Source organism: Mesorhizobium sp. INR15 (genome assembly GCF_015500075.1).
Lineage (GTDB): Bacteria > Pseudomonadota > Alphaproteobacteria > Rhizobiales > Rhizobiaceae > Mesorhizobium.
Genome location: NZ_CP045496.1, coordinates 698,522 through 724,735 on the forward strand (window position 1 = coordinate 698,522; position 26,214 = coordinate 724,735).

21 protein-coding genes, 1 tRNA gene and 2 pseudogenes are annotated in these 26,214 nt (G+C 57.8%); 13 read left to right on the plus strand and 11 right to left on the minus strand.

Going from position 1 to position 26,214, the window contains the following annotated elements:
- The first annotated feature begins 167 nt into the window (after positions 1–167).
- Positions 168–1,091: a DUF1003 domain-containing protein gene (locus tag GA829_RS03310; RefSeq protein ID WP_195177147.1), complete on the plus strand. Its 924-nt coding sequence runs from the start codon at positions 168–170 to the stop codon at positions 1,089–1,091.
- A gap of 26 nt (positions 1,092–1,117) precedes the next feature.
- On the opposite strand, the pseudogene GA829_RS36535 reads toward GA829_RS03310, so the two are convergent.
- Positions 1,118–1,228: pseudogene (locus GA829_RS36535) on the minus strand (helix-turn-helix domain-containing protein); the annotation flags it as partial.
- A 233-nt stretch (positions 1,229–1,461) separates the two neighbouring features.
- Between GA829_RS36535 and GA829_RS03320 the strand changes: the two are divergent.
- Positions 1,462–1,538 (plus strand) — tRNA-Arg (locus GA829_RS03320).
- Here the strand turns inward: GA829_RS03320 and GA829_RS03325 are convergent.
- Both GA829_RS03325 and GA829_RS03330 read right to left on the minus strand, forming a co-directional pair.
- Positions 1,509–3,179, minus strand: a complete 1,671-nt coding sequence (locus GA829_RS03325; RefSeq protein ID WP_195177149.1) for a recombinase family protein — start codon at positions 3,177–3,179, stop codon at positions 1,509–1,511. The genes GA829_RS03320 and GA829_RS03325 overlap by 30 nt on opposite strands.
- 366 nt (positions 3,180–3,545) lie before the next feature.
- Positions 3,546–4,118: a hypothetical protein gene (locus GA829_RS03330; RefSeq protein WP_258052127.1), complete on the minus strand. Its 573-nt coding sequence runs from the start codon at positions 4,116–4,118 to the stop codon at positions 3,546–3,548.
- A gap of 91 nt (positions 4,119–4,209) precedes the next feature.
- Between GA829_RS03330 and GA829_RS03335 the strand changes: the two genes are divergently transcribed.
- From GA829_RS03335 to GA829_RS03350, 4 genes are all read left to right on the plus strand, one after another.
- Complete coding sequence (locus tag GA829_RS03335; protein WP_195177150.1) at positions 4,210–4,467, plus strand: helix-turn-helix domain-containing protein; 258 nt, start codon at positions 4,210–4,212, stop codon at positions 4,465–4,467.
- Between the two features lie 771 nt (positions 4,468–5,238).
- Positions 5,239–5,514, plus strand: coding sequence for a hypothetical protein (locus GA829_RS03340; RefSeq protein ID WP_195177151.1), 276 nt, complete (start codon positions 5,239–5,241; stop codon positions 5,512–5,514).
- 178 nt (positions 5,515–5,692) lie between these two features.
- Positions 5,693–6,076, plus strand: coding sequence for a RidA family protein (locus tag GA829_RS03345; protein ID WP_195177152.1), 384 nt, complete (start codon positions 5,693–5,695; stop codon positions 6,074–6,076).
- 288 nt (positions 6,077–6,364) lie between these two features.
- Positions 6,365–7,231: a LysR family transcriptional regulator gene (locus GA829_RS03350; RefSeq protein WP_258052128.1), complete on the plus strand. Its 867-nt coding sequence runs from the start codon at positions 6,365–6,367 to the stop codon at positions 7,229–7,231.
- Positions 7,232–7,282: 51 nt separating this feature from the next.
- Here GA829_RS03350 and GA829_RS03355 read toward each other — a convergent pair whose 3' ends face one another.
- The 3 genes from GA829_RS03355 to GA829_RS03365 form a co-directional block, all read right to left on the minus strand.
- On the minus strand, positions 7,283–8,044 hold the full coding sequence (locus GA829_RS03355; RefSeq protein ID WP_195177154.1) for a molybdopterin-binding protein: 762 nt from the start codon (positions 8,042–8,044) through the stop codon (positions 7,283–7,285).
- Positions 8,044–8,886: a cytochrome b/b6 domain-containing protein gene (locus tag GA829_RS03360; RefSeq protein ID WP_195177155.1), complete on the minus strand. Its 843-nt coding sequence runs from the start codon at positions 8,884–8,886 to the stop codon at positions 8,044–8,046. The genes GA829_RS03355 and GA829_RS03360 overlap by 1 nt, the downstream gene beginning before the upstream one ends.
- A 139-nt stretch (positions 8,887–9,025) precedes the next feature.
- Entirely contained in the window at positions 9,026–10,033 is a 1,008-nt protein-coding gene (locus GA829_RS03365; protein ID WP_195177156.1) for an alpha/beta fold hydrolase, read from the minus strand.
- A gap of 607 nt (positions 10,034–10,640) precedes the next feature.
- Here GA829_RS03365 and GA829_RS03370 point away from each other — a divergent pair.
- Positions 10,641–12,374: an MOSC and FAD-binding oxidoreductase domain-containing protein gene (locus GA829_RS03370; RefSeq protein WP_195177157.1), complete on the plus strand. Its 1,734-nt coding sequence runs from the start codon at positions 10,641–10,643 to the stop codon at positions 12,372–12,374.
- Positions 12,375–13,367: 993 nt separating this feature from the next.
- Here GA829_RS03370 and GA829_RS03375 read toward each other — a convergent pair.
- The 3 genes and pseudogenes from GA829_RS03375 to GA829_RS03385 all read right to left on the minus strand — a co-directional run bounded on the left by GA829_RS03375 (position 13,368) and on the right by GA829_RS03385 (position 17,369).
- Positions 13,368–14,393 carry an IS110 family RNA-guided transposase gene (locus GA829_RS03375; RefSeq protein WP_195179507.1) on the minus strand — a complete coding sequence of 342 codons (1,026 nt, stop codon included), beginning with the start codon at positions 14,391–14,393 and terminating at the stop codon, positions 13,368–13,370.
- A 189-nt stretch (positions 14,394–14,582) separates the two neighbouring features.
- Positions 14,583–15,430, minus strand: a pseudogene (locus GA829_RS03380) (IS110 family RNA-guided transposase); the annotation flags it as partial.
- Between the two features lie 55 nt (positions 15,431–15,485).
- Positions 15,486–17,369 carry an ATP-dependent nuclease gene (locus tag GA829_RS03385; protein ID WP_195177158.1) on the minus strand — a complete coding sequence of 628 codons (1,884 nt, stop codon included), beginning with the start codon at positions 17,367–17,369 and terminating at the stop codon, positions 15,486–15,488.
- Positions 17,370–18,119: 750 nt separating this feature from the next.
- On the opposite strand from GA829_RS03385, the gene GA829_RS03390 reads away from it, so the two are divergent.
- Positions 18,120–19,781, plus strand: a complete 1,662-nt coding sequence (locus GA829_RS03390; protein WP_195177159.1) for an ATP-dependent nuclease — start codon at positions 18,120–18,122, stop codon at positions 19,779–19,781.
- A 132-nt stretch (positions 19,782–19,913) separates the two neighbouring features.
- On the opposite strand, the gene GA829_RS03395 is transcribed toward GA829_RS03390, so the two are convergent.
- The gene (locus tag GA829_RS03395; protein ID WP_195177160.1) at positions 19,914–20,267 is read right to left on the minus strand and encodes a hypothetical protein; all 354 of its coding nucleotides are present in this window, start codon (positions 20,265–20,267) and stop codon (positions 19,914–19,916) included.
- A 381-nt stretch (positions 20,268–20,648) separates the two neighbouring features.
- Here GA829_RS03395 and GA829_RS03400 point away from each other — a divergent pair, with 381 nt between their 5' ends.
- Entirely contained in the window at positions 20,649–21,200 is a 552-nt protein-coding gene (locus GA829_RS03400) for a GIY-YIG nuclease family protein (protein ID WP_258052130.1), read from the plus strand.
- Positions 21,201–21,233: 33 nt separating this feature from the next.
- Here the strand turns inward: GA829_RS03400 and GA829_RS03405 are convergent, their stop codons facing one another.
- Complete coding sequence (locus tag GA829_RS03405; protein ID WP_195177162.1) at positions 21,234–21,914, minus strand: GyrI-like domain-containing protein; 681 nt, start codon at positions 21,912–21,914, stop codon at positions 21,234–21,236.
- A 590-nt stretch (positions 21,915–22,504) separates the two neighbouring features.
- Here GA829_RS03405 and GA829_RS03410 point away from each other — a divergent pair.
- The 4 genes from GA829_RS03410 to GA829_RS03420 all read left to right on the plus strand — a co-directional run bounded on the left by GA829_RS03410 (position 22,505) and on the right by GA829_RS03420 (position 25,821).
- Positions 22,505–23,278 carry an endonuclease/exonuclease/phosphatase family protein gene (locus GA829_RS03410; RefSeq protein WP_195177163.1) on the plus strand — a complete coding sequence of 258 codons (774 nt, stop codon included), beginning with the start codon at positions 22,505–22,507 and terminating at the stop codon, positions 23,276–23,278.
- 283 nt (positions 23,279–23,561) lie between these two features.
- Positions 23,562–23,828, plus strand: a complete 267-nt coding sequence (locus GA829_RS36545) for a transposase (protein ID WP_003603283.1) — start codon at positions 23,562–23,564, stop codon at positions 23,826–23,828.
- Positions 23,798–24,751, plus strand: a complete 954-nt coding sequence (locus GA829_RS03415) for an IS3 family transposase (protein WP_258052320.1) — start codon at positions 23,798–23,800, stop codon at positions 24,749–24,751. The genes GA829_RS36545 and GA829_RS03415 overlap by 31 nt, the downstream gene beginning before the upstream one ends.
- Positions 24,748–25,821, plus strand: a complete 1,074-nt coding sequence (locus GA829_RS03420; protein WP_195177164.1) for an SH3 domain-containing protein — start codon at positions 24,748–24,750, stop codon at positions 25,819–25,821. The genes GA829_RS03415 and GA829_RS03420 overlap by 4 nt, the downstream gene beginning before the upstream one ends.
- The last annotated feature ends 393 nt before the right edge of the window (positions 25,822–26,214 follow it).

Consider the following 26,214-nt stretch of genomic DNA (forward strand, 5'->3'; position numbering starts at 1 on the left):
CCGTTGCCCTGAACCTGCTAAAGCCAGGAAAGCCCCGCAGCCGGCTATTGTCTTGCGGCTGTCACGCAATCGTGCGGAAGACATGGCATAGGCTGCGAAATCCGACAGTGGATATGCCACGCCGCATTGGCGTATCGTCCTTCGCAGCGACCGCAGGAGCCCGTTTCATGAGCACCGTCCCCAAGCCATCAGACCAGGCCGCCCCAGCCAACCAGAACGACAGCGGCGGCGAATATTTCGAGGCGCCGACCACGCAGGAGGACCTGCATGAGGTTTCGGACGAGCATTTCGACACCCCTGAAGTGCCTGATTCCGATCCGTCAGGCCCTGGAGGGTCGCGGGCAAAACCAAAGAAGAAACCGTCGGCGATATCAGGCAGGAAGTTCCGCAAGCGCGACCTGGTGCGGATCGACGACCTGCGGCCTAGCCTCGGCGACCGTATCCGCTCCGATCATCCGGACCTGCCATCTGGCGCCCGCATCAGCCGCGAGGAGCTCGGCCGCTACCGCATGCGCTACATGGAGGAGCTGCTGCAGCAGGAGCACGGCGAATTCTCCGAGCTGGACCGTCAGGTGGTGGAATCGATCGCCAGGCAGGACACGATTTCTGAAAACTCGGAAGAGGAGTTCGAGGAGCACCGCTCCTTCGCCGACCGCGTCTCCGACAATATGGCGTCCTTCGGCGGCAGCTGGTGGTTCCTGATCTCGTTCGGCAGCGTGCTGCTGGTTTGGATCGGCATCAATCTGATCGCGGGCATGGCGGGCGCCTTCGACCCCTACCCCTTCATCCTGCTCAACCTGTTGCTCTCCTGCATCGCCGCCATCCAGGCGCCGATCATCATGATGAGCCAGAGACGCACGGAAGCCAAGGACCGCCTGCGCTCCTTCAACGACTACCGGGTCAACCTGAAGGCCGAGCTGGAAGTGCGGCACTTGCACGAAAAACTCGACTACCTCATCTCGCGCCAGTGGACGCGGCTGGCGGAAATGCAGCAGATGCAGCTCGACGCCATGCACGAGCTGACCGGCGCCAAGCAGCCGAAACGAGCCACGCACCGGCGGCGGACGACGAGGAAAGAGGCTGGACAATAGACGCGCCGGCACCGATTTCGGCGGCCTCAGGCCGACGCCGTGCCATTCTCGCGGCGCACATCGGAAGGCGCCACGCCGTAGCGCCTGCGGAAGGTGCGGTTGAAATAGGAGATATCACCGAAGCCGACTTGAAAGGCGGTGGCGCCGATCGAACGCAAAGTCGCGTCGCAACCGCAGCTTTCGCGCGTACTCGGCTGGGTGACGGGCATGATGGACCGTCATGGATACGCCGGTCGGGTGTTGACGCCGCGTCCTGACTTCGTTTTCGCACAAGGCGCCACTTGCCCGTTGAAGCGCGCGGCGGCTTCCGCTAAGAAGCCGTGACTGGCCGGTTCACCGGCTGGCCGTTTTCCGGGTTTCGATCCTGAAAGCACCCGTAGCTCAGCTGGATAGAGCGCTGCCCTCCGAAGGCAGAGGTCACAGGTTCGAATCCTGTCGGGTGCGCCACTTCAGTACAGAACTGCGAACTCCCATCACCGCCGTTTCTTCGCCTGACGCCGCGACCAGGGTTTGGAGCAATTCGGACTTTGATCCGATGATTCTGACTTCCTTCTCGGCCACTTCGATCCGCTGCGCCAACGCTCGCAGGTGATCGCGACGGTAGCCGCCACGCGGATCGCGCATGCGTTCGCGAGCGGCACGGGCGAATGTGTTGACCATTTCGGGCGTGATGGGCTGGCTGCCGGTGCTGTCGAGCGATGCTTTGATGCGCTCGGCGTCGGTGGTTGCCTGGTCCTTGATCGCCTTGAGACCAGCCATGCGATCCTTGAGAGCAGGATCGTTGATGTCTGTAACGCCAGCCTCAATGGCGTCATAGAGCCGATTGAGGCGCTGGTCGGTCTCGGTGATCTTCCGCTTCAGTTCGCCCAAGTGCTCGCGACGGCGCTCAGTGCGTTCCTGCCTCCGGTCTAGGACAGCGGCAAGAATGGTGGTGAGGCGTTCTGGGTTGAGAAGCCGCTTCTCCAGATGATTGGCAACCAGGTCGTCCAGAAAGGCCATGGGGATTGATTTGCCCTGGCAACCGGCCTTGCCCTGGCGGGCGCGTGTCGAGCAGGTGTAGTAGCGATACATATCCCCATTGTTGCCCTTGCCGGTCCTGAGCGTCATGGCTCCTCCGCATTTTGCGCAAAAGCAGATACCGGTAAGGAGAACGGGACTGGTGGTGACCCTGGGTGGCGTCACCATTGGATGGCGAGATTTGAGACGCGCCTGCACGCCATCGAAGGTCTTGCGCTCGATGATTGCCGGCACCGCCATGACGACAACCTCGTCGTCCGGCTTCTTTGCCCTGCCCTTGAAGCTGCGCGTATTGAAGCGGTGTTCGCCAATATAGGTGGTTCGGGTTAGGACGGCGTGGATTTGCGCCAGTCCCCAGAGACCGCCGTCTCGTGTGAACAACCGGTTCTCATTAAGATGGCAGGCGATTGATTTGACGCCCATTGGTCCTGAGATCCCATTGCCCTGAAGAAAGAGGCGGTAGATCAATCGGACGGTGTCGGCGTGCAGCGGATCGACCTCCAGCTTCTTCTTGGTCTTCGATCCGCGCTGCTCTGCCGCAACGATCCGGTAGCCGATCGGAGGCAACGCCCCATTCCAGAAGCCCTGCCTGGCATTCTCGTTCATGGCGCGGAGCACATGCTTGGCGTTCTCTTTCGACTGGTACTCATCGAAGAGAGCCATGATCTGGCGCATCATGACATGCATTGGATCGTCACCCATCTCCTGGGTAATCGACACAAGTCTTACGCCGTTCTTGGCGAGCCGCCTGACATGGAACTCAAGCTCGAAGTGATCGCGGAAGAATCGGCTGAACGAATGAACGACCACGACATCAAAGGGGGAAGGCTTTGATGTGCCTTCCTCGATCATGCGCTGGAACTCTGGACGCTTGTCATTGGTGGCTGATGCGCCTGCCTCGACAAAGGTCTCGACCAGCTCATAGCCACGAGAGGCGCAGTAAGCCTCACCTTGGCGCCTCTGGTCGGGGATGGAGACATCGTGCTCGGCCTGGCGGGCAGTCGATACGCGAAGGTAGAGGACTGCCCGCGATCCCCTTGCAGACTGCTGCTGTTGTGAAGCCGTCTTCATAAGCACTGTCTCCCTGTCATTTCATGGGCGATCTCCGAAAAGCTGATCGAAGATGTCGCCAAACCACGCCTCGAACGCGTCGATTTCCGGGGAAGTGACAGGGACGGGCTTTGGCAGATTGTCGGTAACGCGCCACTCGCGGGGATCGTGTTGAACCAGTCGGCCAACGCGTGGACGCGGCTCAACGTGTATGTAGTCATGCAGGTCGATCGGCAATGTACCGAGGCGGACCCGTGACAGTTCAGCAGAGGTCGCTTTGCGAGCCGGGTGGGACATGGCCCAAATATGCCCCAGCAACCCGTCAAAGCGGAACGACCTATGTATTCGCCAGAACCACCATTCGCACGCTGACGGATCAGCTTTCGTTCAACCAGTTTGGCCGCATCGCTCCAAGGCATCTTCCTCCTTCAGGGCTGCGACCAGCTTGGCTGCCGCCTCCCAATGTCTGGCGATGTCAGCTCGGACAATCGCCCTCTCCGGCCGATCCATACCTATGTCTCCAACGATCGACTTCATGTCCCGAAGCACCGACGCGATGTGCGGCCAGGGGAAGTCATTTGGGCTGTCAATCTCCCTATCTGCTCCAACGATCATCTCCAGCTTGGCGACCACGCCAGCAAGCGAAGTCGCCATGACATCAGGGATTGCGTCGAGATGCTTCAACTCCTCCGTCACGGCGAGCACTTCCGCTTCACGTGCAACCGCAAACTCTGGGCTCCCATCGACCGTCTGCCAGGCCGCGATCTGCGCCGCTCGGACGCTATTTCCGGAGCCCGATGCCGCCAAATCCGTCAATACCGGAATTCCGGTATTGACCAACATTCGGCTCTCCAGCCGTTGCTGTATTCGGCACAAGATCAGGGCCACGTAGCGGGCCCGATATTGCTGGGCTTGCAGCGTGAGTGCTGGGTCAGCTTCAAACGCAGAACTGCCATTCATCCTAACCTCCAGGAGCGGCTCACCGCTCTCGATTATCTGAATTTAAGATAACTGAAAATCAGATATAACTGAAGCCCTCATCTGAAGCCAGATGAGGCAAATCGACGTGAAAACTCTTGGGTCACAGCGCCACGATGCACTGATCGCTATCTTGATTGAGAAGCGTGAGGACGCCGGCGTCACTCAAAGTGAGCTGGCAGACCGGTTAGGCGAGTATCAATCGTTTGTGGCTAGATTGGAAAGCGGACAACGACGCGTCGATGTGGTCGAGTTCCTAGCGCTTGCCGAAATATTGGGGTTCGATCCGTCGGCGGTAGTCAACAAATTGCGCTCGATATCCGATCACTGACATGAGCCGCGAGCGAGCGCGCTCTCAAGCTGCGCTGTAGCGAGCGAGCGGGCACACGTTTCGGCGAGTGTCACCGTGCTCGGGCGCATCGCAGACACGCTGGGTGTCGAGCCGCACACGCTGGTGCGGCTGAACAGATAGCCACACGCGACCGTGGGGCCGCTCGCGAGCGCGCCCTCAACAGCGCTGTAGCGAGCGGGCGGCGGCTTTGCGCCTCATTTCGGCCGTAGGAGTTCAGCTTGGCCGTTGCCGGAAGCAGACATCGGCTGCGGCCACCCCAGTTCCATATGAAGTCATCAAATCGCGGGCTTGCAGGACCGTGGGCGTTGAGGCGACGTTTCTCCGCTGGAGGCAAGGCGTAGACCTTCCCGGGCACTCGACTGATCGCGTCGACGGTAACATTCGGAGGACCGCTTGGCGGACTCTCCCAGGAGAAACGCGCACCTGTCCGCTTTGCGGCTATCGCCAAGGACACGGTTGCGATCGCAGCGAGGTGCCGAAGGGTCGGGCTTCGCCGCCGGTTTGTATCGTCCGAAATTGGCTGGCATCTACCCCTGCAAGTCGATGCGATCCTGTTGTCGCTTACCAAAACTCGGGCCAGCGCGGTGCAGAACCGGCATAAATTCCATATGCAGATAGCATTGGTTTCAAAGCCGCTCCCTGCAGCAAGGTTCGTCCCGGCAAGGAAGGAACCGCAGAGTTCGAAATTCCTGCCGATCATTACCGCAATCGTCGCTCGATGATTGCTCAACTCCAGAAAAGGACCCTACCATGAATATCAAGGCCATTTGCCTCGGCGCCTTTGCTCTTTCCGTTTTGAGCGGCGTCGCGTTTGCCGGTGCGCTCGATGAACCGTCGAACATGCAGCCGTTCTTCACGGACGCCGGCATGAAGACGATGAAGCCCGAGGCCGAATTCAAGGCCGCCTGGGCTTCGATGGACAAGGACAAGCAGGGCGCGATGATGAAGGAATGCCAGGATGCCGCGATGAGCAAGCCCCATGCCGAATTCTGCGCCAATCTGCAGGCGCTCGGCGGCGCCAACTGAGCTCCCCGCTGGGCCGTTTTTGCCAGCACCGCTGACGACATGATGGCGAGCGATTTACTCGCCATCATCGTTTCTCGAGTGCCCGCTTCAACCAAGCCAAATCTGTGATCTGGTCAATGGATATTCTTTGCGAAAAGATCGACGCATCTGCGCTAGGCAGGGTCAATCGGGGGGTAGCGTGACAAAACGATACATCGTCGAAGTGGAAGGCGTGCCGGCGTCTCCTTCGCCCATTAGCAATGCGGTGGTTGTGGGAAATCAATGCTGGATCAGCGGGCAGTTGTCTTTATGTGACTTTGGCTGCTACGTATCTGGTACCGCGCGCGAAGAGGCAGCCCGTGCATTCGGGCATGTGTTCCGGATTGTCGAAGCTGCCGGTTTTGACCGCTCGGACATTGTCTATGTAGATTTGGCGTTCATCGATCTTGCCGACGTGCAAGATGTGAACAGCCTGTATGCGGAGCTGTTTCCCGAAGGAAGGTGGCCGGCCAGGACGATCTATCAAGCTGCCATGCTGCCGTTTGGTGGACGTATCAAAGTGCAAGCTGTTGCTGCCAGATAGGTGCTTCGATTTCAAAATTAGGCACTGCGGCCTGACTTCATTCTGAGCGTGAGTCCGCAGAAATTTCGTTATCCGAGCGGATTAATGCTGCATTGTTTGAGTCTGATGCTGCCGCAGGAAGTCGGCGACAGTGTACGGCACTGCTTTGGCCGGCTTCAGGGGCCTTGTTTGACGTTAGGGCAACCGGTAGTGTGGCCAAGGTGCGCGAGAAATCCAATAGGTGTGCCTGTGAGGGGTCGCGCCGTGGAGATCAGCCAGGTCAGATACTTTTTGGCGGTAGCCCGACAGTTGAATTTCACTAGGGCTGCCGACGAGTGTAACGTTACCCAGCCGGCACTATCGCGCGCCGTCAAGCTGCTCGAGGAGGAGTTCGGTGGCGAGTTGTTCCATCGCGAGGGGCGCTTCACGCACATGACCGAACTCGGCCGCATGGTCGAGACATATCTTCAGGGTATGTTCGAGAATTCACAGCAGGCCAAGCAGATAGCCGACCAGTATGTAAGGCTGAAGAAGACGCCGCTCAAGGTCGGTATCATGAGCACGATCGCTCCTGACGAGACCATAGAGCTGATCTCGGCGCTCCGCGTCCGCCATCCCGGCGTCGAGCTTCATCTTTGCGATGCCGATGCGCCGAGCCTCCGGCGAAAATTGTTGGCGGGAGATATTGAAGCGGCGATCTACGCGATTCCGTCGACCACTCCTGACGACGAGGTGCACTGCCTGCCGCTGTTCCGTGAACAGATGGTGATGGCCATCCATCCAGGGCACCGGCTGGCCAACCAGCCGTTCGTTCGCGTCAGTGACATGAACAGCGAAAGCTACATTCACCGAAACAATTGCGAATTCGCTGGTTACGCCGATGCCATACTTTCGGAACAGGGCGTGACGGTCAGTCCGGTCTATTGGAGCGATCGGGATGACTGGACGTTGTCGATGATTGCGGCCGGACTAGGCTTCGGTTTCATGCCACAGCATTCCGTCAACCATCCAGGCGTAGTGGGCCTGCCCATCACCGAGCCGGAATTCTGGCGCGAGGTCAATCTCGTCACGGTGCGCGGCCGCAGGCACTCGCCGGCGGTCGGCGCACTCGTTCGCGAGGCAGTGCAGAAGAAATGGTTCAGGGAGCCGGCAGACACCTTGCCGGCCGCCGAATAGCCGCGCTGCGGGAACCCATCAAGCTTAGCCAATGGCAAGTCTTGAGAAGCATTATATGCCTGCGTACCAGTCATAGGAGCCGGCATCTTCCCAGTAGCCGCCGCGGCCGCTGCCGATTTGCGCAAGCGAGGCCACAGCTTCGATTTGCATGACGTATTTTGCCTGCTTGTAGCCAAGCTGACGTTCGACCCTCAGCCTGACCGGCGCGCCGTGGCCGGCAGTAAGATCACCGTCGTTCATGCCGTATGCGAGGATCGTTTGCGGATGGTAAGCATCCACCAGGTCGATGCTTTCGTAGTACTGTGTTCCGTCGAAGTCGTCCGCGCAATGGAACACCAGGTATCGTGCGTCCGGTCGCAGCCTCACGGCCTCCAGAATCGTCCGCAGGGGCACGCCGGTCCATTTGCCGATGGCGCTCCAGCCCTCGACGCAGTCATGGCGGGTAATCTGGCTGCGTGCCGGAAGGGTCCGCAGTTCGGCCAGAGAATAGCTGCGCGGGATCCACACCAAACCGCCGACCACCAGCCGCCAATTGACAAAGCTCTCGGCCTGATGCGCTCGATATGCCGCCGAATTCGGACTCGTGTTGCCATTGGTGCGAAAGTCAGGTGATAGCAGCGAGGGGTCGAATTCGCGGGCCATCGAGTCCGCGCCGATCAAGCGCTGAACCCGGTAGGAGATCCATTCGCCCGAACCGAGAACCATATCCCCATAGTTCGGGCTGCTGCCCATAAAGTCGCATCCTACCAGAATCGCAGGCGCTGCGAGCGCAGCCCCCGAAAGCAACTTGCGGCGTGTGATCAACGATGACATCAGCGTTTTTCCTCTGGCAGCCGGAAATTGCCTGAGATCATCGAGCGGATTTCGTTGAAGGGTCCGGCCAGAAGCACCATTAGCAAATGGACCAGGACGAATAGGACGAGAAGCGCGGCAGTGATGAAATGCACCGAGCGGGCCGATTGCCGCCCGCCGAAAAGGTCCAGCAACCATGGCCAGGCAGCATCGACGGCGGGCGACATCGTCAGGCCAGACAGCACCATGCCCGGCAGCAGCAGCCCCAGGACGGCGAGATATGCCCCCTTCTGCAGAATATTGTAGTTCAGCGCCGCGGCGCCCTTGGGAAAATTCAGCGTCGCGTGATGGCGAACATCCTGCCAGATGTTTTGCCCGCTCAACTCTTCGCGCCTAGGCAGCAGATCCTTCCACAAATGGCCGCTGACAACGCTCCAGATCGCGTTGAACAAGTAACTGGCAACGAGAAGCCAGGCGAAGGTCAGATGCCAGCGGCGCGCCAAACCAAGATCGTAGCCGCCCGGTAACGTCGCCCAGGACGGAAATGCCAAAGCGTGAGAACGGCCCGAAGCGTCGGTCCAAAGCCCTAGCACGCCAGTGGTTGCAATCTTGATGCCCCCGACCTTCAGGGTTCCGGCGCCCATGACGCTGCCTATCTCCAGCCAGGCATGATCGGGATTGGCACCATATTGGCCCCAATAGAGATGCGGATGGGCGTTGAAGATCATCAGGCCACTCATCAGAAGTGTCAGCAGGGTTGCCGCGTTGACCCAGTGCCAGAGCCGCGTGGACAGCCGGTGGCGACGCACCAGATCTCCCGCTCGCGGCTCCATGGTTGCGTGTGGAAACGACTCGATCGCCATCTCGATTCTCCTTGAATTTCGGGTTCACGCAGGTCGAAGTTAAATGCGCGATGGATTGGGACGAGCAGCGACCGCCCCTCGCCATCTGTCTTCTCAGCCCCGGGCCGCGGACCGGGAGAGATCGGCGGCCCAGGCGAGCTTATTTCGCGGCTCTGACCACCTTGTTGTAGAAGGCCTTCATGCGGGCGGCGATGAACGGCGCGTTGTCTTCGGCCGCAAAGTGGCCTGCGTTCAGCCGATACATCTCTGCTTTGGGCAAATCGCGCAGATAGGCTTCGCCCCCTTCGGGAGTGAAAAAGGGATCATGCTGTCCCCAGAATATGATCGTCTTCGGCTGATGATCGTGGAGGAACTTCTCCCACACCGGGTACAGCTCGGCGTTCTTGCGATAGTCATAGAACAGGTCGAGGTTTAGCCGGACATGACCGGGGCGGGCCATGATGCCGGAGTCGTATTCCCAATTGTCCGGACTGATCAGTTCAGGATGTGCCGCACCGGCAAGGTAGATTCCCTTGATGCCGTCATGCGTCAGAAACGCCGCCAGCGGCTTTTCATTCTCGGCCGAGCGGTCGAGCCAGAGCTTCTTGCGGAAGCCGTCCCATGCCGCCGAAAAACCTTCCGGATAGGCGTTGGTATTCTGGATGATCAGCCAGTCGAGCTTGGCAGGTGTTTCGGTAACGATGCGGAAGCCGACTGGCCCGCCATAGTCTTGGGCGTACAGCCCAAAATGATCGAAGCCTTTGGCGGCCAACAGCTTCTTGGTCGTCTCGGCGAGTTTGTCGAAGGTGTACGCATAGTCCGCAGGGTCGGGCGCGTCGCTGGCCCCGAAGCCTTGATAGTCGGGCGCAATCACGTGGAAACGATTCGATAACTCGTCGATCAGCTTGCGGTACTGATGGCCGGAGGCGGGGAAGCCCATCAGCAGCACGAGCTTGGGTGCCTTGGGGTCGCCGGCTTCGCGATAGGCGATGTTAAGCCCGTCGATGGCCATAGAGCCGTAGGTGACATCGTGAGTAGAGACCGATGGCGAGTACACGTCGGCAGCAGCGGGGAGAGGAGACGCTAACGCCGAAAAAGGGATACCGGTCAGAAACGTTCCTGCCAGAAAGGCAGCGCGCAGCGAATTGGCGAATCGAACATGGTTCATAGTCTGGGTCCTTTCGTGTGAGATATCTGGGAGGGGAGACCTCGGGCGCCGTGGGACGGCGCTTGCAGTTGTTTCAGAGGCAGCGGCATCCGCCCCATGCTCGCTTGTCATTGCGATGCCAGTTGCGGCCATGCCCTGCGTCCACAGAGTCGCCCCGGGGGCGCACAGCTCGCTGTGCCATGACTTGTTCCTCTCTTTGCTGAACGATTGCCCTAGACCGTCGGCTTTGGTGCTGGTTGAAGCAATCAAATGCGTCTTTGCTTGCTTGAGAGGAGCTTGGACAACCCGGAGGCTTGCATCCAATGCCATTTGCCTATGGAGTTGATACCACCTCGACACTTCGCAATTAGAGGCGAAGAGGGCATCTCTTTGTCATCCGGCCAACCCGGCCCGGATCAAATCGAGGACCACATGACGGCCGGCTTGCCTACGCTTGGACGACAGGGAGGGGATATACCGGACGACAGCAGCCCCCATACTTTTGGGTCGATCGAAATCGAGACCGTCGTGCTGGGTTCAGATCTGTGAGATCGTTCGAGGCCGCCCGTGTACCTGTTGAGGTTTTGGATGAGCTAGCCGTCGGTCTCCGGCGGAAGAGGAAAAGGTGATGGCTCGACTTCTTTCGGTCAATGTCGGACTGCCGCGCGAGATCTCGTGGCAAGGGAAGACCGTCGGAACCGCCATTTGGAAAGCTCCGGTTCAAGGCCCGCGCCAGGTGCGCCGACTCAATGTGGACGGTGATGGGCAGGGAGACTTGGAGGGGCACGGCGGCGAGCACCGGGCAGTCTTGGTCTATCAAACGGATTCTTACCGTTTTTGGCGAGACGAGCTGCGTCGAACCGACCTCGTCTATGGTCAGTTCGGAGAGAATTTCACGGTGGAGGGGCTACCTGACCGCGAGGTGTGTATCGGCGACCGCTACAGGATAGGCAGCGCGCTGTTCGAAGTTACGCAACCGCGCGTCACTTGCTACCGGGTCGGTATCCGCATGAACGAACCGCAAATGGCGGCGCTGCTGGTGGCGCGCGGTAGGCCGGGGTTCTATCTGCGTGTTCTGGAGGAGGGCCAAGTCGAAGCAGGCGACGGGATCAGTCAGGTCGGAGCCGGCCCAGAGCGGATGACAGTCTGCGAGATCAATTCGCTGCTGTATTTGCCGGGTCGCTCGCGCGTCGAAGTCGAGCGCGCGCTGCGCATCCCCGCACTAAGCTCCGGTTGGCGTGAATCCTTCCAGGCGCTCCTTGCACAAAAGGAACACGGCGGGACAACTGGAACAGTCCTGGCACCGGCAGGATTTCTTCGCCTGCGGGTCTCTCAGAAGATTCGCGAGAGCAGCAATGTGATGTCGTTGGTGCTTGAGCCAGTGGATGGTAGCCGCCTGGCTGCTGCCCTTCCCGGCCAGTTTGTCGTGGTGCGCCTGCAACTGGTCCCCGGTGCCCCCACGCTAATGCGCAGCTATTCTTTGTCCGGTGAGCCCAGCGAACGCGGCTATCGAATAAGCGTTAAGCGGGGGCCGCATGGCGTCATGGGCGCTTACATCCACGAGAACGTACGGATTGGCGACGTTCTGGACGTTAGCTCGCCACGCGGTAACTTTACCCTTCGGCCCAACAATGGTCCCGTCGTGCTGGTGAGTGCAGGTGTGGGCATAACGCCCGTCCTGGCGATGCTCCACGCCTTGGCCGCCGAGGCATCGCAACGGGAAATCTGGTGGATCCACGGAGCCCGTGACGGCAAGGAGCATCCTTTTGCCCAGGAGACCCAAAGACTCTTGAATGGTTTGCCTCATAGCCACCGTCACATACGCTACAGCGCGCCCGCACCCGAGGAGAGGCTGGGTATCGATTTCGACGCTCGTGGGCGTGTCAATCTTGCTCTGCTTGGCGAGTTGGTAGTCCCGCGCAATGGCGACTTTTATATCTGCGGCCCATCGGCCTTCATGAGTGACATGACTGCTGGCCTTGCAGCCCAAGGCATCGCCGCCGGCAATATCCACGCGGAATTCTTCGGTCCAGGTTCGTCGAAAACGCCGGGCATCGCCTCTTCCTCGCACACGACGCCGCACCTGCCTCCGGGACCTCCCGGTGCGGGGCCCGTCGTTTCTTTCGCGCGAAGTGGCTTAAGCGTCAATTGGGGTTCGACGTATCACAGCCTCCTCGAGCTTGCTGAGGCGTGTGATATTCCGACGCGATGGTCGTGCCGTACGGGTGTATGCCACGCTTGCGAAACCGGTATTGTGGCGGGGACAGTTGCCTACCGCCCTGATCCAATAGATCCAGCACCGGTTGGCAAGGCGCTGATCTGCTGTTCCCACCCTCAGGCCGACTTGGTCCTCGACCTTTAATGTGATTGGGAATGCCCATTGGCCGCGGCTCAAGCACTGCGGAACCTGCACATCCCGAGGGCCGACCATCACAATCAGTCATTGATCCGAGGGCCAGCTTGGGACTTGAGGGATAGGACGTGGTTTTGCGCTCATGAGCCGGAATCTCAGCGCAGAAAATTCCTATGCGTGATTGGGCCAGATCGAGCACAATGTGAACATCACCTTGATGGTCCTTGCTGCAAAAGCGGACAGTTTTCTCCCGGCCCCAGTGCAGACGTTTGAAGGATAAGTGGCAAACCCGGTATGGGCCAGCGGATGTGCTCCGCACCTTGGAGATTCTCACACCAGATCAATAATTTATTATAAAATCGCACATTGCAGCGAAAGCGAGCAATGTGTGAGAAATGGCGAAAACGCCTGCAAAAACAGCCAACCGATCGCCGCACAATGTGCGCCCTTTTATCTTGCCATCTTAATCGGTCGTAATTTGAGAGACTTATTGCCCATCGTCTTTACTCCTCTAACATACGATAATACACCATTCCATACTCTAAAACACGATTCCGTTTGCTAGCGTCGAGTTCCGATGCGCCGTGCAGTCTTCCGCGCTCTGCGACGGCGTAGCAGCGCTGTTTGTTGCAGCACGGGAACCGTCGCGGCGCACTTTTCCATCGCACTGACGGAGCAGCGTCACAGGCAATCGAGCGCGGTCCGGCCGTCTTCCGATCGGCGCGGCCGCAGGCAATGTATGGCCCGCCCCGTCTGCAAGCGGAATGTTTTGAGAGGCACACCCGGTCTGCACCAATGTATCCGGCCTCGGCGCTTTGGGCGCCCTGCCAAGATGGAGATTCGCGCGCTCGGCTCCTAACAAGATACTCGGCCTCGAAAGGGCCGCTGCCTGTCGACAGGTTTGCCGAACGCCGATCAACCGTTGGGCCATCTCTATGTACATCCTCCCGCAGACTTCATGCGGCCGAGCAGTTGCCGGGACACGCCCGCTCGACCAACTCGTTACCCATTCGAGGCCGTTACGGCTTCATAGGGGCGTTGCTTTGACATCACGGCCCAGGCGATCCGGGCCAGCTTGTTGGCAAGCGCAACGACCACCACATTGCGCTTGGCGCGCAATAGCAGTGCCCGCAGCCAGGCGCCGAGCTGGGTGTCCATTCGCGCCAGATATGGCAATGCCGCTCGCGCGCCATGGATCAACAGCACGCGCATGTAAGTGCTCCCGCGCTTCGTGATCCCTGTCAGGCGTGGCTTGCCGCCGGTCGTGATCTGGCGTGGAACAAGCCCCAACCAGGCGGCGAAGTCACGCCCCTTCGCAAAGGCCGACACGTCGCCGACCGCTGCTGCCAGCGCAGTTGCGTTGAGCGCCCCAATGCCTGGCACACTGCGCAGGAGACTGGCTCGTTCATCGCTTTTGGCGAGCGCTTCGAACTCCTGGTCGAGCTGCTTGATCCGATGATCGAGCGCGTGCAGTTCGTCGACCATGTCATGAACGAGCTGCTGCATCCTGGTGGTTAGGATCGTGCAGTCCAGCACGTTCTCGCGCAGCCACAGGTTCAGCTTTGGCCGACCCTTGGCGATGACAATGCCGCGATCGAACAACACACCCCGCAGTTGATTGATCAGGGCCGTCCGGGTGCCGACCAGCCGTTCGCGCGCCCGGTGCAAAGTTTGCACATCGAGTTGCTCTTCGGACTTGATCGGCACGAAGCGCATGGTCGGTCGTGTCGCCGCCTCGGCGATTGCCTCCGCATCGCGATCATCGTTCTTGTGCGACTTCACATAGGGTTTCACATACTCTGGCGGCATCAGCCGGACATCGTGTCCAAGCGAGGCAAACTGACGAGCGAGATGGTGCGCCCCGCAGCACGCCTCCATGCCAATGATGCAGCGCGGTTGCTTTTCGACGAATGCAGCAAGGGACGACAGGCGCATCCGACGACGCAACACGACCGCTCCTTCGCGGTCGAGGCCGACCAGGCTGCAGAGCGGCTTTCCAAGATCAATTCCGAGTACGGCGACGTTCATTTCCTTTCCTCCTTCTGACAACGGACTGACAGTTTGTCCGGAACCGGAGGGGCGGGCCATCCCATAAGATAACGTGCGTTCCGTCGTTGTTGGTCTGCATCGGTCCTCATCCGCCGGGGCGGATTCCTATGTGTCAGATGGCGTCAGTCATCGTGCCGACGCCATGCGTTTCAATTTCCGTCGCGCCGCTCATCGATGCGCTCCCAGCAGACGCCGGTCCTTGGTGTGGGCGCGTTGCGCGGCCTCGGTCTCTGTCGCGGTCACATCGCCGACATAGAAGGTACCGTCGCTCCACATGGCGTGCATGATCACCGCCAGCTTGCGCGCCACCGCGACGCAGGCCTTGCGATGACAGGAGCGCTTGGCGAGCTGCTGGCCCCAGCTCTTGACCTTGTCCTTGCCGCGAAAGCGCGTCATCAGCGCCGAGGCTGCCTCGTAGAGCGCGCGCCGCACGTCCGCGTCGCCAGCTTTGGAGATGCGGCCCTGGATGTCGATCGACGTGCCCGATTGCCATCGCCGCGAGGTCAGCCCGAAGTAGGCGGCGACGTCACGCGATCGGCGAAAGCGCGACGGATCGTCGATTGCCGTCATGAACGAGAGCGCCGTCACCGGACCAACGCCGGGGATCGCCATGAAGCGCCGGGACAGTTCGCTCTTCGCGACGAGCTTCACGACCAGGGCGTGCAGCCGACCGTACTCTCGCCACAGCACGGCGCGTGCCGACAGCGGATCGTCCGTCGCCGCCGTTCGCACCGTCTGGTCGAAAACGCCACGCGATGTGCCGCCGAGCTCGATCCCGAATGCCGTCAGCGAGTGGCCGACTGCGTTTTCGAGATCAAAGAATTTGCAATTCCGGTTGCGCCGGTCGGTCAGCAACAGCCGCATCCGATAGCAATCCTGCGTCTTGATATGAGCTTGACGGAACCAGCCGTGCGCATGATGTGGGCAATCCCGAGCGCATCGGCGGCATCCGCCTTTTTGCGCTGCGCCGACATCGCGGCGCGCACGTGCTGTGTCTCCAGGCAGATCGGCTGCAGCCGACGGCCGAGAGGGCGCTAGTGGAAGCCGTCAAACTTCCATAGCGACGTTTCACTAGGATAAAGGCTCAGGAACCGACCTCATCTTCTCTCTGCCCCAAACCTGTTTGATGAAAGTTCGCGCCTCGGAAAGCTCTGGATCAATAGCGAGGTTCCGGTTGGTAATTACTTGCTGGACCCATTTTGGGCCGTGCCCGCCGATGCTCCGGCAGAATCGCTCAAGCTCGCCAACTGGAACAATCCAAATGCCACGCTGCTCACATTGCGCTCTGATAGTATTTAAGCTTTGCGTCGCGTCGCCGCTTGGTATTGCTGCATCACCCGCAGCCTTGACGGCGTCCCATGGGGAAAGCTGTTTAAGCACGACTTCGATGTCGGATTTGGCCTGTCGAGGAAATTCAGCTGCCCCGCTTACGCCAGTTAGTATCTGCTCAATGCGGATTTTTGCGTCTATGGCACTTAAGCTCGGCCTCTTCTGCTCAACCGCCGACTTTACGGTCTTCCAATGAGAGGCGACCGCCTTCCAGTCACCTCCCAAGGCAGTGAGGAGACGCTCAAACGCCTGTTGGTCGTTCAGAATGTCGATATCAACTATAACATCTACCTCCACCCCAAGCGAACGCAACGATTCCGCCAAGATCGCTGCGCGGTGCTTGCCGTTGGCATGAATGAAAAGGACGTCAGGTTCCAATTCGCCGTGCACTTCCGGGATGCTTAGTATGGCTTGATAGAAAAGGCAGTCGGTGTCCGCCTCTGCGACGATAACCCGTTGATGGAATATCCCATTTAACGTCGAAGAGTATTTCAACAATGGGTCTTTTGCGATTGATTTCGCCTTTTCTGGTTCCAGTTCCTTGATCTTGCTATCGCCGCCGTCGCGCTCAATGCGGACAATTCTCAAGCGGGCCTCCTCGACGCTGAGCAAGCCGCCGAGCACGTCGGCGCTGTGTGTGGCTATAAAGACCTGGGCATTGGCGGGACGCTCTTTCGCGATGATCTCACCTAGAAGTCTAGCCTGTGGCGGATGCAAGAATGCCTCGGGTTCGTCAATCAGAAGAATATTAGAACTGTCTTCGGTCAAAATGCTTAGAACGACACTAGCAAAACTTCGCATGCCGTCACCTTGAGTAACCAGCGGGATAGTTTCCGTCCTGAGACGCTTGTTATACGACACAGAAAGACGATCTTCGGGCGGATTGACATTTGGCCTCTTTCCAACCAGCAGAGCGATTTTTTCACCGCCAAGACGGTCAACAATTAATTCTTGGCCAAAAGCCTGATAGAAATATTTTGAAATCTTCTTTTCTATATTCTCATCCGTATACAGATTGTGGATAGGGTTGTCTGGCGGGCGCCGCAATGCATCAAATGCCCTAGCTGGATCCGAATCTGTAATCCGACCCTCGGTGCTACAAAATCGGCAGAAGATATTGGCTAGTTGGAACGCACTCTTATCCCAAATATGGTTGATATTTTCCTCTTCTACTGAATAGCGATATCCAATATAGGTCGATTTCCCGCTCCGCATTTCGATGTGAGATTTGGCCCTTAAGGCTGATCTGAAATCTTCGGCGGTCCCGTCCTTCCATACCCGAACTTCTTTGAGCACCGTACTACTCACGCTACGTTGAGACTCGAAGCGTGCGGCTAGTTCTCTAAGAATAGCACTTTTCCCCGCATTGTTTGGACCTACAATCGCAACAATGTCAGAGCGTTCAAGTTTAACACATGCGCCATTCGCGAAGTGAATCTCGGCAAAACTAACTCTCGTGTTGTTCGAATTGACGACAGGTTCTGGCTCTAAGACGATGGGTTCGTCCTGAGGGTTTTTGCTCAGTTTTAGAACTGTCGCCAGCTTGCTCAGGACGCCGCGCCGACGTGTAGGTTTGCCTTGGGGCGCCAAATTAATGCTCGCTCGGTTGAAATAATCTGTCTTCAATCGCAGCTCAGATGTTAGTCTGCGTTCCGCAACGGATTCAAGCTCCAATGAAATTTTGGGACCCACATGTGGGACGCCATCTCGCAGCTGCTACGGCGACTTTTTCCCCCGTACCCCTCTCCCACCGCAACGATTTGCCCCAGTAGTGTCTGCCCTTGATTTGGTCTTTTTCTCCACGCCCCCAGATCCACCTCCCCATTGCGATGGCAAGCAAGATGAGCGTTGATATAAGAACCACGACGCTGGCTTATGCGATTCCGATGACGGCAGCCAGGCTTGCCAATTCGCTGGTAGGGCTGAGCCGCCTGAGGGGACCTCTACGTTATCGCGGACCGGAGGAGCATCGGGCCGGCGTGAAGGCAAGGGCTTCGCGGCCGCTATCGTCCTCGAACGAGACGACCCTCTTGCCGAGTGGCGCAAAGGCAGACCTGTCGGTGGTCTGGACGGGGAGGCGATTGGCGGAGGCGATTGGTCAGAAGCACCCGACCCTGTGCCAGCGGGACAACGCAACGGACTTGATGTTTTGGGAAACTGCACCTTGGTTTCCGTATTGCAGCGGCTGGAGAGGATGGGGGTAGTGGCCATGCCGATGCACGATGGGACAATGACTGCCGCGTCGTATAGTTCATTGGCAATGCAATTAATGCGATTAACTGCGCTACGTCATATTGGTACCAAGCTTCCGGTATGATTAAGGTGGCTGCTGCCAAGCCAATAGTGCGCCGCTAACTTCACAGTTCTGGAGGGGTAATGCTAAGTAGCCTGCAGTTTCGAATTGGCTCTGGGCCTGGCGAAGAGCCGTTGCGTCTACCGATAGAGCCGTCCATCACAATATTCGTTGGACCAAATAATTCAGGTAAAAGTCTCGCTTTATCGGAAATTAGGAAAGGTGTGAATGTTGGTCGATTGGATGGTAGCTCTGTGATATCTCAAGTTGTAGTTGCGCCACTAACCCTTGATCAAGCTAACGATTATTCAGCATCTATTAGTTCCCCCGCGCAATTGGACGAGCTGTTGCCCGCCGACCACATAGTAGCTGTACTTCAAAATGGGAGAAATCATTTACATTTGCCTAGGCTTATCGATGTTCTTACGAACCCAGAAGTTGATCGACAATATTTTGGCACCTATTATGCAAGCAATTATTTGTTAAATCTTGATGGTGAAACGAGGGTCAGCCTGTGCAACCCTCAGGAGCGGGGCGATCTGAAAAGCCCCACTTTGCCCTTTGCAAGATTGTTGACGAACAATAATCGCCGACGGCGTTTGAGTAACTTGGTGCATGAAGCAACCGGGCAGCACCTTGTAATCGATGCAACTGTAGGAAGCCAGCTGCAGATTCGTTTCTCCGATGAGTTACCGGATGACGAGAGATCACTCTCTGATAGCAATCTTGAGTTCATGCGGAATGCACGGCCACTTGCGAGTGTTAGCGACGGAGTCAAGGCTTACTCAGGCATTCTACTTCAAATGCTTGCCGGTGACCCGAAAATTATCTTTATCGATGAGCCTGAGGCATTCCTGCATCCGGCTTTGGCTAGATCGCTTGGCACAGAGATTGCTAATGCGGCGGTAAACGAAGGCAAGGTAGTCTTCGCATCAACCCATAGCCCCCAATTTGTGATGGGCGCTATCGAATCAGGTGCGCGGGTGAACATCGTTAGGCTTACTTATTCTCAAAATGTCGGGACCGCTCGGCTTCTCCAGAATGAAAATTTGCGACAGTTGATGAACGACCCCTTGCTTCGGTCCACTGGTGTTCTGGAGGCTATCTTTTACAATTTTGTGGCTGTGACGGAAGCGGACGCTGACCGGGCTTTTTACGGTGAGATTAATAATCGGCTCGTTAGCAATGGAGACCGGCGGGGAATTAGAGCCGTTCTGTTTCTGAATGCGAACGGCAAGGACACCGTAGCGCAAATCGTTGCTCCGTTGCGTGCACTGGGGATTCCAACGGCGAGCGTTGTTGACTTAGATGTCTTGAAGGAAGGCGGCGTGGTATGGACTCGCCATCTCCTGGGTGCAGGTATTCCCGATGGTGAACGCGCACCTTACGGTCAAAGGCGGGCGACGGTGCTCGCTAGTCTGAGGGCACGTGCGCCAAATAATTTTAAGACGGACGGTGGTGTCGGCGTGCTCGCTGGCGCGGAGCGAGAAACCGCTGACAATCTCTTGGGAGACCTGGCTCGTTACGGGATGTTCGTTGTGCCAGTCGGCGAAGTTGAGGCATGGCTGCCTGGACTTAACGTCCCACGGGCGAAGGGAAGATGGCTAAGAAAGATTTTTTCAGCGATGGCGAACGATCCCGCTTCTCCGGGTTACGTCCGGCCAGGCCCGTCAGATGTCTGGGACTTTATCGGGCAGATGAGGGGATGGCTCTCAGATATTAACCGAAGAGGCATTCCGAATTAACGTCAAAATGGGCACCGGGCCTCATCATAATTTTGAAATATCGTTTATAATCAGACATTTATGGGAAATCAAAATATGGCGGAGAGAGCGGGATTCGAATCCACTCAAAGGAGGGTGTACCGATACGAAGCCTCAGCACCATTCTCGTCTGGCAGCCGCAGCGATTGCGATTAGGCCAACAACTAATGCAGCGTTTTGGGCGAACAATCGCGCCGCCACTTTTTCTGTTCCCACAGAGGTACCGTGCAGCCATAGAGTGCCAGCACGGGCTTGCAACATGGGCGGATCTGGATGCTTATCATAGGCAATTTGAGCCGAACCTAGAACCGAGACTGGACATTTTAGGACCGCCATCGTGCCGACTTTGAAAGTGTCCGCTTTCTCCAAATTCACTCCGAAGGCCCGCACAATAAACCAGTATTCGCGTATTCTTTTGGACACTACCCCGGATATCGCATCGAGCACCTCATCTGCGCTATCTGGCATGATCTTTTCGAGAAACAGTCTTGGACAACGCTTCGCCATGCGCTCCAAACGTCAGAGTAGTCGGCTTTGCCGTCGAAACAGTCATGATCGACCATTAGCTCAACCGATTTTCGAAAGCTGTCTACGCCGAAGTCCGTCAGGTAAATGTACTTTCTATTCTCAAGGCGAATTTCTCGCACGAGGGTTCGGTCGCGCGGTATCTCAGCAAATGATTTCGGGACGATAAGAGATTTTGATTTGAAGATGTTTTCAGCGCAGGAGAGCAGAATGCGCTTTTCCTTCGGCGTGAACGATTTTCTCATGCGCCAGAAGCCTGCATTGTCCTCAGTTGGATCAAAGCTATAACTTGCAGAGATGAGCAAATCCGAAAGAATACGAGAAATGGCGAAATCGGGCATGAGCACGGCGGAGATAGCTCGTGCCCTCGGCATTCGCTACCAGTTCGCTTATGGAGTGCTTCGGAATGCAGGCTCCAATGTTGGGGAGAGGCCCACCCCCACCTCTGTCGCGGCAACTGCAAAACCAAGCAAGCCGCCTCTTCTTGTAAGCGATCTCCTTGCTGGCGGCTTTGAACACGTCGGCAGTTGGATACTTTCGGCAGAGCAGCGGTTAGTCATCGACCGAGAGCTGCCCAAGTCGGTCGGTGTGTATGCCTTCGCGAAGGGTGATGTCGTCTTATATGTCGGCGTAGCAACCATGGGGCTCGCCAAGCGCCTCTATTTCTATGGTCGGCCGGGTGTCTCCCAGCGAACAAGCCTTCGCATCAACGCGATCATCATCGACGAATTGGCGAAGCACCCCAAGATTGATGTCTACGCCGCGTTTCCACCAGATCTCGAATGGAACGGCCTGCCGGTTCACGGAAGCGCTGGGCTGGAACTCGGCATCATCAAGAAGTATGACCTGCCGTGGAACATGCGCAGCGCCTCATGAGCCGGAATGTCTGAGGACGCATTCGCCGCGCGTCTACGGAGGCGAAATACGGAACGGCTTTATCGGCGTCCACATCTCAACTGTGTCAGAAGGCTCGTTTCCCTTCTCCCCGGGCGACCATACCATCAAGTTGGGACCACTTGTGCGTTCCAAACCGAGGAATGGAGCGGTTTTTCGCCAGAACTCCTCGGTCAATGTGAAGCGTAGGTTTCCCAGTTCTGACGCCGGACCGGTGAAAGTTGTCACCAGATAGGTTTGAGCTGGGACAATCACGGTGTCCAGTGGCTGCAGCACATCGCCGGGATCGTCGATGAAGAAGCCGGGCATGAACAGGAACGGGCCGTCCGTATCCGTGGCGGGCGGCGGCTGCGTCGCAAAGCAAACAGCGACCAGTCTGCGGTGGTCTGCGGCCATGGTGTTAGGCATACCGAAGAGCTTTTCAAAGGCCTCGTCGATTGGGTCCTTGCCACTCATGATCGCGGCGCTTCGCGACGCTGCGAGCGAGGCCGCAAAGCCATCCACGCGGCGTTGCCCCATTCCTTCAATCCGCATTGGCAGCTTGGTGATATCGATCAGCCGAAAGAGAGACTTTTGTTCGTCGCCATGGGCGTCCGGGCACATGAAGAACGGGCCGGAATACGCTTGGTTGTCGGCAAAGGCCGACGTGGCGGGGACCAATATCCACAACAATGTTAACAGCGCGAAGTTTCTCATGACCGTCCTCCCTAGAGCCTTGGTATAGACTCTAGCGCGGCGTCTTTATAGATATTACAGCGCTCTCAAAACGGAGTTTAAAGCGACGGCTCGGTCGCAAACAAGGACACTTGGAGCGGTTGCATTTGCTTAGGCCCCGGCAAACAATCTCAACTGCCCTTGGCGATTTTCTCAGAATGGCGGATCTAGGAAAGCAGGAAAGACGGCCGCAACCTAATTGCGTAGATTGTGTATTGGCCAGTTCCGAAGCTTATCCATATTTTCAACGAGCCTGCTCAACACCTTGTCCCCGCGTAGCTCTTCGAAATTTAACGACCTGTGGTCATTTTCCTTGGCGTCTTCGCCGGTGTTGGTAGTGAATCCCGTTTCAACCAACAGCGAATCAAGTTGCTTGAAATCGGCCTCGACTATGATCCGCTTGAACATGCCGGGAGGTAACAGTGCACCTACGTGAAGCAAGACGAACGCGTGGCGTACCGATCTGTCGGAACGCAGCAATAGTTGCTAGAAGAACCTTGACCGATCACGACGACTGGGACTAACGGCGGCTCCGCGTGTTAGGTCCGCAGTGGCAGATTTTCAGTCGAAGAATGATTAGCGAATATCGGAAAACCATGGACTCCGCACTATTCGCTAATTGGAACATCGAACGACAACCCTCGTCGAAGCGCCAAGCTCGGACGATGATTGAGCGCGTTGCCGCACATTCACCAGATGTGGTTTGTCTCACCGAGGCGTTTGAAGGGTCAACTGCGGACCTTGGCGGCTTTGAAATAGCCGCCAAGGGCGTATCTTGGTCAAACGAGGCTGCGAAAGAACGAAAAGTGGTCCTGTGGAGTCGGGAGCCTTGGAGTGATATCGACTCGATAGGCAATCGGGAGCTCCGAAGCGGTGGCTTTATGGCCGGAACGACCAGAACGCGCTTGGGAGAAATTAGGGTAGTCGGCGTTTGCGTTCCATACCATATGGCTTCGCCTATGGGCGTCGCGCCAAGATCCCCTGCATGGTCTCAGCAGGTATCGTTCTTGAATGGCCTGAAGCAGGTTGTTGCCTCAAGAAACTCTGAGCTGCCTATTGTGGTGATTGGTGACTACAATCAATTTGTGCCCAGGATATGGGGATCGAAAGCGGCCAGCCTCGCCCTTTTGGAAGCACTTGATGGGCTATCTGTCTGTACGGGCGGTCAACTCCAAATAGTAGACCGTCCGGCAATTGACCACGTCGCTTTGAGCCCCGAACTTCAGTCTTTGTCGGTCCAAGGAATCGATGAGCACGATACTGAAGGCAGGAAATTGAGCGATCATTTCGGAGTGGCAGTCAGGATTGCGCTGCGGAGCGCCTCTGCCGGCCTCACAGGTGCGTAAGAGGCGTTTGTCAAATATCGCAACAATGATTCGACATGTTTTGATGAGTGGCGTTATTCTCGGGCCTGGGGTTGTCTGGGGTCATGTCGCGCGTCTTTCCCGTTTGCTTCGGATTGTGTGTTATATGGGCGCTGCTGAGTGCTCCCGCAGCGCATGCCGGGCTGCAATTCGAGGCGAGGCAAACTGACGGCGGACTCCACTACATTTTTGTAACGGGTGACCTGCCACTGAGAATTTCCTCCATCTGAGATTAGAGTCCGGCCCTTGATCGAAGGACGGACTGATGAAGAGAAAGCGGTTTACGGAAGAGCAGATCATTGCGGTTCTTCGCGAGCACGAGGCGGGTGCGAAGGCGGGCGATCTTGCCCGCAAGCACGGGGTCTCTGAGGCGACGCTGTATAACTGGAAGGCCAAGTATGGCGGGATGGACGTCTCGGACGCCAAGCGGCTGAAGGCTCTGGAAGACGAGAACGCCAAGCTGAAGAAGCTGCTCGCCGACCAGATGCTGGAAGCCTCGGCATTGCGCGAGCTTCTGTCAAAAAAATGGTAGGGCCCGCCGCCAAGCGCGAAGCCGTCGCGCATCTGCAGGCCGTCATGGGCTTGTCGGAGCGTCGGGCCTGTTCCTTCGTCGGCGCCGATCGCAAGATGATCCGCTACCGGTCAAGGCGACCGCCAGAGACGGAGCTGCGTGGCAGGTTGCGCGACCTCGCCAACGAGCGCCGACGCTTTGGCTACCGGCGGCTGTTCATCCTGCTCAGGCGCGAGGGCGAGGCATCTGGGGTCAACCGTATCTACCGTCTCTATCGCGAGGAAGGTCTGACGGTGCGCAAGCGCCGGGCAAGACGGCGAGCAGTCGGCACGCGGGCGCCGATCCTGGTCGAGGCAAAGCCGAACGCGCGCTGGTCGCTGGATTTCGTGCATGACCAGTTCGCCTGCGGCCGCAGGTTTCGCGTGCTCAACATCGTCGACGACGTGACACGCGAATGCCTGGCGGCGATCCCGGACACCTCGATCTCCGGCCGTCGGGTTGCGCGTGAACTGACGGAACTGATCACCCAGCGCGGCAAGCCGGGCATGATCGTCTCCGACCACGGCACCGAGTTCACCTCGAACGCCATCCTCGCTTGGTCGAAGGATCACAGAATCGAATGGCACTACATCGCGCCGGGCAAGCCGATGCAGAATGGCTATGTCGAGAGTTTCAACGGCCGGATGCGCGATGAGCTGTTGAACGAGAGCCTGTTCTTCGGTCTCGACCACGCCCGCAGCGCCATCGCCGAATGGAGGGAGGACTTCAACACCGCGAGGCCGCATTCCTCGCTCGGCTACCAGACCCCGGCAGCCTATGCCGAGGTCATCACCGCAACCGGCTCCGACGCTGTGCTGATGGAAGGCTCCGCGCCTCCGCCGGTTGCTCAACCCGCGCCACATGGCGTAACAAAAACGGTCGAGACTCTAATCGCAGCTGGATGACAGGTCAGGGGCAGGTCACGGGCGATTTCGCATATCAGGACGATTTGTCGGCCTTCGATGCACTGGCGCGATCCAGTGCCGCAGTCGCCGTCACGTTCCAATCGCCGGGCGGCAATATTCAAAAAGCGATCGATCTTGGACGGCTTATTCGCAGACTAGGCCTCGGCACGATCCAGTTTCGGGCTGTTGAATGTGCTTCGGCCTGCTCACTGGCGTTCCTCGGGGGCGTCCTGCGATTTGCGGAGCCAGGGTCCATTGGCGTTCATAAGTCATCATTTAGCGGGGATTTGGCGCTAAACACCGAGGACGCCGTATCTGGCATCCAACAGATGACCGCCGACACCATAACCTATATGATCGAAATGGGCGTAGACCCAGCACTGCTCCAGCTTTCCCTCCAATATGACAGCGACGACATACGGTATCTCTCCAAGAGCGAGATGGAGCGATACAGGGTCGTCACGCCGGCGCCTGGAGCGGCTGGCCAACAGGCTGCCGATCAAACACCATCTCCGCCCGCATCGCCTCAAGCGCCGTCCCCGCCACAAGTCGCATCTTCGTCGCCGTCACCCGACAATCCATCACTTGCCATTCCTGCAGCTCACTCCGGCCGCATCGGTCATCGGAAGGGGTCCGCTCCCATTAAGGCACAGCCGGATGGAAAGTCGGCAAGTATAGCAGTGCTGAGAAACGGGAGCGCCGTCGCCATTCTCGGAAACAGCGGTCGCTGGTATCGAGTCCAGTCGGGAAATCAGGTCGGTTATATGCACGATACCTGGGTCCACGTTGACCAGTACGACAGCGGGCCTTTTGGCCAGTTCCATGTCCAGGTCAAAAGTTTCGACAATCTCGCCGAAGCCGAATCTTACGTTCGCTCGGCACCTGTACCACTCTCGGCATACCTCGTTACCAACGGCTGGTTCGCAATCACCCTTAGAGACACTTTTGCAGAGCCAATGGCAAAAAGCCTCGCCGACGAAATGAAAGCTAGAGGTGCCATCCCGACTGACGCGTACTCGACCAACGGCAACACCTATGTTCGCAAGGTCTGCTGTAACCAGGTGCCCTGAAGTATTGGCGATTCGATCGATTAGCCGAACGAAAACGTGAAGGGCTTGCCGCCAAGTGTTCCTGAGCCTGTCCCGCGAGTGCCCGTCGAGACGAACGTGAAGGGTCCGCTCTTGCCGTCACTGCATGTGAACGTGCCGCTACCCTCGCGGTTGGTCGTATAGACGAAGTCACCTTTGCAAGTGCGGCCCCGATTACTCACAATCGATAGCGTTCCAGCTCCGTCGATTTGACCCGTTGCAGACCCAGTGAAGGTCTCGGACCCATCGCCTGATTGGCCCTTTACAGGAAGTGTCATCGCACAACCGCTAATTGTCAGCATCGCCGCCATAGCTACGCAGGCATTCCGCATAAATTTGTCCCCCCAGAATTCGCAGGGACCTTTGCACCGAAAC